Source organism: Pseudoalteromonas sp. CO109Y, from assembly GCF_004208935.1.
Classification (GTDB): Bacteria; Pseudomonadota; Gammaproteobacteria; order Enterobacterales; family Alteromonadaceae; genus Pseudoalteromonas; species Pseudoalteromonas shioyasakiensis.
The window spans coordinates 79,882-89,636 of sequence record NZ_SGPD01000013.1; the positions used below are offsets into that span (position 1 = coordinate 79,882).

Consider the following 9,755-nt stretch of genomic DNA (forward strand, 5'->3'; position numbering starts at 1 on the left):
GTTATGAGCAGCTTGCTTTAAGTTGCTCATATTCGAGTTGTATTTTCTTAAACTCAATTGCACAGCCTTGGCGGTCTGGGTGGTGTTTTAGCGCCAGTTGTCGCCAACGCTTTTGTAACTGTTTTTCCGAAAAATCAGTAGGTAGCTGCCACGCTTTTAGTAATTGTAATAGCTGCTGCTGAGGTAATGAATGAATGGCTTTTTTTGAGCTAAATGATGAAAAGCGCTGCCAAAAATCAGTTAACAACGCATCTATTTCATCGCTCGTTGTATCAAAGTTTTGCCAATCTAAATAGTAATCCCGTAGTGGATCATGACTTTCTAATGCGTTACCCGTTTGCTTACTAACAAGTTCAATGTGAAGTGACGCAATCTGTAGCTGTTGCTCTGGTGCAAGTTGTGCTTGTAGTTGATAAAGACCATTCATAACTAAAAAGTTGCGTTTAAACAGATCTTTTTGTGGGTCATTGTCTAATTGCTCTATTTTTCCTGATTCACTAAGTGCGCTGGCAAGCGTATGAACCTTCCAAATAGGTTGTTCCAAAAGAAGGTAAAAAATCTCATCAATCAGTGGGTTAACCATTGTTCGCAAGCCTATCTTTAGTGTAATCTACAGTGGTATATGCTATCACAGCTGCTTTTTTGAAACTACGCTAATGTTTTTAGATACTAGGGAATGCATTTAGCCGAGCTTAAATAACTTCATTTTCAGGCTAAGTTGATTTTAAGGGATTTCGCCATATGTTCACATCACTGCGTGTAAGCTTGCTCACTGCTTTATTGTTCAGCTGTAGTTTGTTTGGTTCGCAGTCTAGCTTTGCATCCACTTCGCTACTTGAGCAATTTAGCCAATCCGAGCAATGGCAAGAAAAGCAACAGCTTGCCAAAAAGCTGCTTAATCAAAATACAACAAATCAAGAACTAAGCCTCGATATATACATGCAGCTTGCCGACTTTGCTTTAGAGAGAGGTAATTTCTCTGCGGCGGTAAAAAACTACCAATTGGCAGAGCAAGCAACTAGTTTTACAGCAACGCCAAATCGCTACTTTCGTAGCCTAAAAATGCAAGGCGTCACTTATTATTATCAAGGTTTGATGCAACAAGCGGTGCTTGCTTATAGCAAGGCATTAAGTGTTGCAGAAAAGCTACCAGAGCCAATTGCCGAAGCAAACTTACTCAGTAATATTGGCCTTGCTTACTTTGACATGTTCAATATGGATCAAGCACTTAAATATTACAAAGAAGCGAAAGAAATATATGAAGAGTATGGTAGCGAGCAAGATAAAGCCGATATTTTACACAATATAGCGGGTATTTATATTCGTTTGTCGAGCTATGATATTGCGCTTGATATGTATAGAGAAACGCTAGAGATTTTCCAAAAATTAGGTGATGAAGATGGCGTCGCTCAGTCGTATGGCAATATGGGAGTGGCTTACTCAGAGCTTGGCCAGTATCAACTTTCTTTACACTACTATCAGCGTGCCTTGCGCTACTACCAAGAAACGAATAACGCTTACTTTCTCTCTTCACGCCACACTAATATCGCTAATGTGTATCTTCGCACCGGTGATTTAGAGCTTGCCTTGAGTCATGCAGAAAAAGCTGTTGAGTTTGCAAAAAAAATTGATAATAAAACATTAGAGCTGGCTGGCTTATTGTCACAAGCAAAAATCGAGTTATTACAAGGAAAGCTCACTGAAGCTGAGGCCACTCTGACTACCTCAGTTTTTATGGCTAAACAATATAAAGATGATTTGAGAGTACAAGACGGCGCCGGAATGATGGCCCTAATTAAGTCCGGTAAGGGTGACTATGCAGCAGCCGTTGCTAGTTTTGATGAGTTTGTTCGTGCTTTCAAAAGCGAGCAAAGCCTAAAATTATTAAAGTCTATGGGTGAGCTGCAAAGCCAAATCCAAGCAAGTCAGCTTAATCAAGAAATTGTTGAATTAAAGCAGCTACAGAATGTGCAAGAGCTCGAAATGTCTAAACAACGTCAGTTGGGCATTATGCTATTTATCTTGTTTGTGATGATAGTGGTGACGGGTATTACTATTTATCGCCGTAATATTGAAAAAGGGGCAAAAGAGCAACTTTCGTTAATGGTTGCTAAACGCACCAAAGAGCTTGAAGAAACCGCAGATCAACTACGCAGCGCTAATGAAATTAAAAGTCAGTTTTTAGCAAATATTAGCCATGAAATTCGTACACCTTTAACTGCAATCCTAGGCCAAACCGATAATCTTATGAATGGTTATTATAAACCAGAGCAGTTAAACGATGAGCTGGCTGTTATTCAAAAACAAAGCGATCACTTAAAAGAGCTGATTAATGACGTACTTGATATCAGTAAAATCGAAGCTAACAAGCTAGAGTTAAGCCTAAAGGAAGGTGATTTAGTTCGATTACTTACTGATGTTCATTCTATGCTTAGTGGTCAAGCTAAAGATAAAGGGCTTAACTTTTCATTTCATAATGAGCTTGGCGAACAGTTTTACAGTCAGCTCGACTTTACCCGCATTAAACAGATTCTTATCAACCTATGTGCCAATGCAATTAAGTTCACTAATCAAGGTGAAGTAGAGTTAAAAGTCTATAAAGTTGAGCAAGGCGTATGGTTTCGTGTAACTGACACCGGTATTGGTATGAACGCTGAGCAGCTTAAGCAAATCTTTGAATGTTTTAGACAAGGCGACAATAGCATCAGCCGTCGCTTTGGGGGCACCGGGCTTGGTTTAAGCCTATCGCAACAGCTTGCGATGATGATGGGCGGCTATATCAGTGTTGAAAGTGAGCTAAATAAAGGCAGCATATTTTCGTTTTACTTGCCGTGTAAAGAGCATACACCAAGCACGGAAACAGTTGAGCTTGCAAAGTATGTCCAGCCAGCAACAAAAGGCTTGTCTGGAAAAGTGCTACTTGCTGAAGATCATCCCGATAACCGCCGTTTAATTTCTCGTTATTTAGAGTCAATGGGCCTTGAGGTTATTGCGGTAGAAAATGGTGAGCAAGCTGTAGAGCATTGTCTAAAGGAATTCCCTGATGTGGTGCTGCTCGATATTCAAATGCCAGTGTTAGATGGCTTAAATGCACTCAAGCTACTACAAGAGTGTGGCTTTACCCAGCCTGTATATGCATTAACTGCTAATGCAATTAGCCACGAAATCGACAGTTACCTTGAAGCTGGTTTTACAGGTTACCTTGCTAAACCGATTGATAAAAAAGTGTTTTACACGCAACTTGCTAAGCATTGCAAAAAAGACAGTGCCACAACTAAGTCCCAGCATGATATGAGTGACTTAGTGGCAAGCTTTATCAATAGCTTTGAGCATGAAAGCGCATTAATACAACAGCACCTTGCAGCTTATGAATTGTTTAATTTACAGCAGGATGCTCACCGTATAGGTGGCGCGGCAAAAATGTTTGAGTTAGATGACGTTGCGATGAGTGCCATGGCACTTGAGTCGGCGTTAAAGCAAGATAAACTGACTGATTTAACAAGCTTAGTTGCTCAACTACTTGAGCAACTACATAATGCTTCGGTTGATCAAAACAGTTCAATATCACCGTCTTGAATTTTTTCAATTTCTTGATTGGTATCGAAGCGTGAGCGATCGATGCGCTGTTCGTGATCGGTTTCTGGTGGTGTAATATGAAACATCGAAAGCTTATCGTCTAAGGTATGGGCAAGGCGAACCAAGTCTTTACTCGATACAGCTTGTATTTGTGAACTTGAAAGTGCATCGGAATTGAGCTCAACCATTGCATCAATACTGGTTTGTGCTTCATCTGACATTTGGCTTTGCATCGCCACCTGCTCATGAACACTCTCAGAAAACGCATTAATTTCTAGCATCGCTTGTTCAATTTTATTGGTTTCTTTAGTTGATGCCTCAGATAGCTCAACCGTGCGCTCGGTTTCTTTCAGTGCGGTTTGCATTAATTGATATGCTTGCTCTGTACTGTGCTGAATTTTAGCTACCATCTCACGCACTTCTTGTGTTGATTTACTGGTGCGGGCAGCCAGGTTTCTTACTTCATCAGCGACTACCGCAAAGCCACGCCCTTGCTCGCCAGCACGCGCAGCTTCAATAGCAGCATTTAGCGCAAGTAAATTAGTTTGTTCGGCAATACTATTGATAACATCAATAACTGAGCCAATCGCATCACTATCTTGCTTAAGTAAAATAATCTGCTCACTGGTGAGGTTGATATTATCGGCAAGCTTGATAAGACTCGCCTGGCTTTTATCTGTGTCTAAACGGGTTTGTTGTACTGATTTGGTGGCATCAGATACTGAATTAAAAATTTGTTCTAAACTTCTATCTAGCTCTTTTGATACTTCAATGGTGCGGGTAATGGTATCTGCTAAATCAATACCATGAGCATCTTGTATGGTGGCTTTTTGAGTCATCGATGCATAGGTATCACGAAGTGCGTCAGCCATAGGTAATAAGCGGGCAGATGACGAGTATATTTCGCCAAGCATGTGCTCAACCATCGTCAGGCTTGCATTGAGGGCATGACAAGCTTGTGGTAATTGACGATCATTTTCGTCAAAACGGAAAGTGAAATCGATGCCCTTTTCAGAAGTAATCTGCTTAACAAAGTAGCTTAAATGATCTTGTTGCTTTTTATCCGTTGTATAAACAAAAGCAATCAAAGCTAGCCATGGAATGATTACAACAAGTGTAAGCACAGCCATAGCAGTAGTAGAAATATCAAATACAGTAAAACTAGCAATACAACTAAGTAAGCTTACTAAGAATAGAGCTACAGCTACTTTAATGCGAGTCATTGAGGGGAGTCCTTACCTTTTAATCCTATAATGTATAGAACAAATTTCTATTTATTACCAATAAACTTATTCTGTAAAAGTATAACTTTTAAGGTGTTATGTCCTTAGTTTTACGCAAAAAAAATGCCTGTATTAAACAGGCATTTTTTAAAAACTAGTAATAGTTACTGACGTTTCATTGAGTCAAAGAATTCATCATTGGTTTTGCTCATTGAAAGCTTATCAATTAAGAATTCCATGGCATCAATTTCTGACATCTCATGAACGATCTTACGTAAGATCCACATCTTCTGAAGTTCATCAGGTTTAGTGAGTAACTCTTCGCGACGCGTACCTGAGCGGTTAAAATCAATCGCTGGGAATACACGCTTTTCAGCAATCTTACGATTTAAGTGTAATTCCATGTTACCAGTACCTTTGAACTCTTCGTAGATAACTTCGTCCATCTTCGAACCGGTATCGATAAGAGCCGTTGCGATAATTGTTAAGCTACCGCCTTCTTCTACGTTACGAGCTGCACCAAAGAAACGCTTAGGTTTGTGTAATGCGTTTGCATCAACACCACCTGTTAATACCTTACCTGATGATGGGATTACGGTATTGTAGGCACGGGCAAGACGTGTGATTGAATCAAGTAAGATAACCACGTCTTTTTTGTGCTCGACTAGGCGCTTCGCTTTTTCAATTACCATTTCAGCAACTTGAACGTGACGGCTTGCCGGCTCATCAAACGTTGATGCAATTACTTCACCTTTAACAAGACGCTGCATTTCTGTAACTTCTTCTGGACGTTCGTCGATTAGAAGAACCATAAGCTCACAATCAGGCTGGTTATAGCTGATTGATTGCGCAATGTTTTGCAGGAGCATCGTTTTACCCGCTTTTGGCGGAGCAACGATAAGCGCACGCTGGCCTTTACCAATTGGTGAAGCTAAATCAAGTACACGTGCTGTGATGTCTTCAGTACTACCGTTACCACGCTCCATACGTAAACGTTCGTTTGCGTGTAGTGGGGTAAGGTTTTCAAATAGGATTTTTGTGCGAGAATTTTCAGGTTTGTCGAAGTTTACTTCATTTACTTTTAATAGTGCGAAGTAACGTTCACCGTCTTTAGGTGGACGAATAAGGCCTGAAATTGAGTCACCAGTACGCATGCTGAATCGACGGATTTGACTCGGTGATACATAAATATCATCTGGACCGGCTAAGTAAGATGCTTCTGATGATCTTAAGAAACCAAAACCATCTTGTAAGATCTCTAGTACACCGCCGCCATAGATGTTTTCACCGCTTTTAGCGTGCGCTTTAAGGATGGCGAAAATAATGTCTTGTTTTCTTAAACGGGCTACGTTTTCGAGCCCCATGGACTCAGCTAAGTTTACAAGCTCTTTGATAGACTTGTCTTTTAATTCGCGTAAATGCATATTGGTGGGTTCTTTATTACAATTGTCATACTCAAAATCATCGTTTGATACATGAGTGAGGTTTGTTGGTATAACTAAGGATTAGTTGGCTTTATAAACTAGCAGGTCACTAGCAAGGCGTCCAGTCTTTAAACAAAATAAAGCTAAAAAAAGGGCAAAAAGCCCTTTTTTTATATTTTCATTAGATGTTGTTTTCTAAAAACTCTACTAATTGAGTTTTAGAAAGTGCACCAACTTTAGTTGCTGCAACTTGACCATCTTTGAAAAGAAGTAATGTAGGGATACCACGGATACCAAACTTTGGTGGTGTGCCTGCATTTTGGTCGATGTTAAGTTTACCAACGGTAACTCGGCCATCAAACTCGCCAGCTACTTCGTCAAGAATAGGGGCGATCATTTTACAAGGTCCGCACCATTCAGCCCAAAAATCAACAAGTACAGGTTTGTCTGATTGTAGTACGTCAGCTTCAAAGCTATCGTCAGTTAATTGAATAATTTTCTCGCTCATTGCGATCTCCGATTAGTTAGGCGAAATATTTAATGCGTATTTAAACACTCTTGTTTCTTATTGCAAGTTTAAACGTTATGCTTAAACGCTATGACTAAGACACATTTGACCGATAAAAAGTTTTCAGACTTTGCTATCGCACCGGAAGTGGTTGCCGGTTTAACCGAAAATGGGTTTGAATATTGCACACCCATTCAAGCGAAATGCCTACCTTTTATTTGTGAAGGCCGCGATATTGCGGGCCAAGCACAAACAGGTACGGGCAAAACGTTGGCGTTTTTAACTGCCACGTGCCATCGGTTATTACAATCTAGCAAAGCATCTAGTAAACATCCAAGAGCCCTGATCATGGCCCCAACAAGGGAGCTGGCGATTCAGATACACAAAGATGCAAAAATTTTAGCGCCACACTGTAATCTTAACTTAGGATTAGTATATGGTGGCGAAGATTACGAAAAACAACGTGCACAACTAGAAAAAGGCGTTGATATTTTAATTGGGACTACTGGACGCCTTATCGATTTATACAAGCAGGGCTGTTATACCCTCAATGAAATCGAGGTTGTAGTGCTTGATGAAGCAGATCGCATGTTCGATTTAGGCTTTATAAAAGATATTCGTTATATGTTTAGACGTATGCCAGAAACGTCTGAGAGACTAAATCTATTATTCTCTGCAACCTTATCATATCGTGTGCAGGAATTAGCGTTTGAACATATGACTAACCCAGAACACGTACAAGTTGAACCTGATGTAAAAACAGGTAAGCGTATTCAAGAAGAGCTATTCCATCCATCACAAGATGACAAAATTAAGTTACTGTTAACTTTAATTGAAGAAGAATGGCCAGATAAAGCGATTGTGTTTGCAAATACGAAACACAGTTGTGAAAATGTTTATGCATGGATGAAAGCCGATGGTCACCGAGTTGGATTATTAACCGGTGATGTAAACCAGAAAAAGCGTCAATCAATTTTGGCTCAATTTACCAAAGGCGATTTAGACTTTTTAGTAGCAACAGACGTTGCAGCTCGTGGTTTACATATCCCAGAAGTAAGTCATGTATTTAATTTTGATTTGCCAGATGATTGTGAAGACTATGTACACCGTATTGGTCGTACCGGACGTGCTGGTGCATCAGGACACGCTATTAGCTTTGCCTGTGAACAGTATGCCTATAATCTCCACGAAATTGAGCAATATATAGAACACAGCATTCCATTATCACATTATGATAAAAGTGCATTGCTTGATGATTTAACTAAGCCTACTATTCAGAAAAAGCGGAACTATTCTACAGGCCCACGTAGTCGTAATAACAACGGACGTCGACCAAATAATAGTTACCAGAAATCACGGTCGTAATAAACGACCGTTGTTGAAGACTTAGTAGTAACTAGAGGTTTTTGAACGGTGGGGCAACTTCAACCGCAAAAAAATGTGTATGCAGTAATCGACTTAGGATCAAATAGCTTTCATATGCTGATCGCTAAATCGATTGCTGGCGGTCTGCAAACGATCGGTCGAGTCAAACGTAAAGTAAGGCTTGCTGCAGGGCTTGATGAAAACAACGTCCTTAGCACTGAAGCCATGCAACGAGGTTGGGAATGCCTAGCCTTGTTTGCTGAACGTCTGCAAGACATACCACAGAAAAACATCACAATTGTTGCGACCGCAACTTTACGTCTTGCTAGCAATGCTGATGTATTCAAGCATAAAGCTGAACAGATCCTTGGTCATAAAATCAATGTTATCAGCGGTGAACTAGAAGCTAAGACAATCTATAAAGGCGTGGCGCACACCTCTGCTTGTAGCGGTAAACAACTGGTTATCGATATTGGCGGAGCCAGTACCGAAGTTGTTATCGGTCAGGGTTTTGATGCACTGCACTATAAAAGCCTACACATGGGCTGTGTTACCTTCCTAGAACGTTACTTCAAAGATCAAAAGCTCAGTAACGAAAACTTTGCTGCTGCAATTAAAGCGGCAAGTGAAGTGGTTGCAGAAATTGTCGATGAATACCAAGCAACCGGATGGCAAATTGCGAGCGGTGCGTCAGGCACAGTGCAAGCGATTCAAGAAATCATGGTTGCACAAAACCAAGATGAGCTTTTAACGCTTGATAAACTTATCGCTATTAAAGAGCAATCAGTGCAATTTAAAACAATTGCTGATCTTGAGCTTCCAGGCTTGAGTGAAGAGCGTCGTCTAGTGTTTGTTTCTGGCCTCGCTATATTGATCGCCTTGTTTGAATCTCTAGATATAAAACAAATGGGTCTTGCTCGCGGTGCATTGCGTGAAGGCGTTTTATATAGCATGGTGCCAGAGCTTCATAACCACGACATACGCAAGCGTACAGTTGATGGTTTAATGAATCGCTATCATGTAGATCAAAAACAGGCTTGTCGTGTTGCGCAACTTGCGGAGCAGTTGGCTAAAAGCGTGATGGGGCAATGGCAATCAATCGATGAAAATGCAATCGCATTGCTAAGAACAGTAGCAAAATTGCACGAGATTGGCTTACTGATAGAGTATAAGCTTTATCATAAGCACACGGCTTACATTATAGAAAACACAGATATGCCAGGGTTCTCGCAATCTGAGCATAAACTGATTACCGCTGTTGCTTGTGAGCATCGCGCTGATCTTGTTAAAAACAGTTTTGCTCACTTGGGCTGTCATCAAGTACTCGCAGAATGCTTAACAAGGGTAGTACGGATCGCTGTGATCTTATCAATGCGTCGCCAAGATGATGTACTACCAGCGATTGATCTCAGTGTTAATGAAAACACCCTCACACTGACATTTGATGGTGATTGGTTAAAATATCACCCATTAATGGCCAGTGAACTGCAACTAGAGTCCAAGCTACAAGCAAAAGTAGGTTGGAAGCTCATAGTAAAATAACGTTAAAAGGCCCTTCAGGGCCTTTTTTAGTGCTATTTTTACCCGTTTCGTTCGTATTTTGCGCGAACAGTCATTTTTTTCATAAAAACTTCAAAAAACAGTTGATCTCAATTCGGA

Annotated in this window: 7 protein-coding genes; 3 read left to right on the forward strand and 4 right to left on the reverse strand. The window is 40.5% G+C overall.

The window, feature by feature from the left end; translation table 11 throughout:
- Position 1 precedes the first annotated feature (1 nt).
- Positions 2–583: a DNA-J related domain-containing protein gene (locus tag EXT43_RS05245; RefSeq protein WP_130166521.1), complete on the reverse strand. Its 582-nt coding sequence runs from the start codon at positions 581–583 to the stop codon at positions 2–4.
- 158 nt (positions 584–741) lie between these two features.
- Between EXT43_RS05245 and EXT43_RS05250 the strand changes: the two genes are divergently transcribed.
- Positions 742–3,576, forward strand: coding sequence for a tetratricopeptide repeat protein (locus EXT43_RS05250; RefSeq protein ID WP_130166522.1), 2,835 nt, complete (start codon positions 742–744; stop codon positions 3,574–3,576).
- On the opposite strand, the gene EXT43_RS05255 is transcribed toward EXT43_RS05250, so the two are convergent.
- From EXT43_RS05255 to trxA, 3 genes are all read right to left on the reverse strand, one after another.
- The gene (locus tag EXT43_RS05255) at positions 3,549–4,799 is read right to left on the reverse strand and encodes a methyl-accepting chemotaxis protein (protein ID WP_062566227.1); all 1,251 of its coding nucleotides are present in this window, start codon (positions 4,797–4,799) and stop codon (positions 3,549–3,551) included. The genes EXT43_RS05250 and EXT43_RS05255 overlap by 28 nt on opposite strands.
- 164 nt (positions 4,800–4,963) lie before the next feature.
- Positions 4,964–6,223 carry a transcription termination factor Rho gene (gene rho, locus EXT43_RS05260; RefSeq protein WP_062566226.1) on the reverse strand — a complete coding sequence of 420 codons (1,260 nt, stop codon included), beginning with the start codon at positions 6,221–6,223 and terminating at the stop codon, positions 4,964–4,966.
- A 181-nt stretch (positions 6,224–6,404) separates the two neighbouring features.
- On the reverse strand, positions 6,405–6,731 hold the full coding sequence (gene trxA, locus EXT43_RS05265; protein WP_054554679.1) for a thioredoxin TrxA: 327 nt from the start codon (positions 6,729–6,731) through the stop codon (positions 6,405–6,407).
- Between the two features lie 90 nt (positions 6,732–6,821).
- Between trxA and rhlB the strand changes: the two genes are divergently transcribed.
- Together rhlB and gppA are read left to right on the forward strand one after the other, a co-directional pair.
- Positions 6,822–8,096, forward strand: a complete 1,275-nt coding sequence (rhlB, locus tag EXT43_RS05270; protein ID WP_063529730.1) for an ATP-dependent RNA helicase RhlB — start codon at positions 6,822–6,824, stop codon at positions 8,094–8,096.
- 48 nt (positions 8,097–8,144) lie between these two features.
- Positions 8,145–9,638: a guanosine-5'-triphosphate,3'-diphosphate diphosphatase gene (gene gppA, locus EXT43_RS05275; protein WP_063529729.1), complete on the forward strand. Its 1,494-nt coding sequence runs from the start codon at positions 8,145–8,147 to the stop codon at positions 9,636–9,638.
- Positions 9,639–9,755: the final 117 nt, after the last annotated feature.

Excerpts from the sequence above, each read along its gene's own strand:
- EXT43_RS05245 (WP_130166521.1), bottom strand. The coding sequence starts at position 583 with ATGGTTAACCCACTGATTGATGAGATTTTTTACCTTCTTTTGGAACAA.
- EXT43_RS05250 (WP_130166522.1), top strand. The coding sequence starts at position 742 with ATGTTCACATCACTGCGTGTAAGCTTGCTCACTGCTTTATTGTTCAGC.
- EXT43_RS05255 (WP_062566227.1), bottom strand. The coding sequence starts at position 4,799 with ATGACTCGCATTAAAGTAGCTGTAGCTCTATTCTTAGTAAGCTTACTT.
- rho (WP_062566226.1), bottom strand. The coding sequence starts at position 6,223 with ATGCATTTACGCGAATTAAAAGACAAGTCTATCAAAGAGCTTGTAAAC.
- trxA (WP_054554679.1), bottom strand. The coding sequence starts at position 6,731 with ATGAGCGAGAAAATTATTCAATTAACTGACGATAGCTTTGAAGCTGAC.
- rhlB (WP_063529730.1), top strand. The coding sequence starts at position 6,822 with ATGACTAAGACACATTTGACCGATAAAAAGTTTTCAGACTTTGCTATC.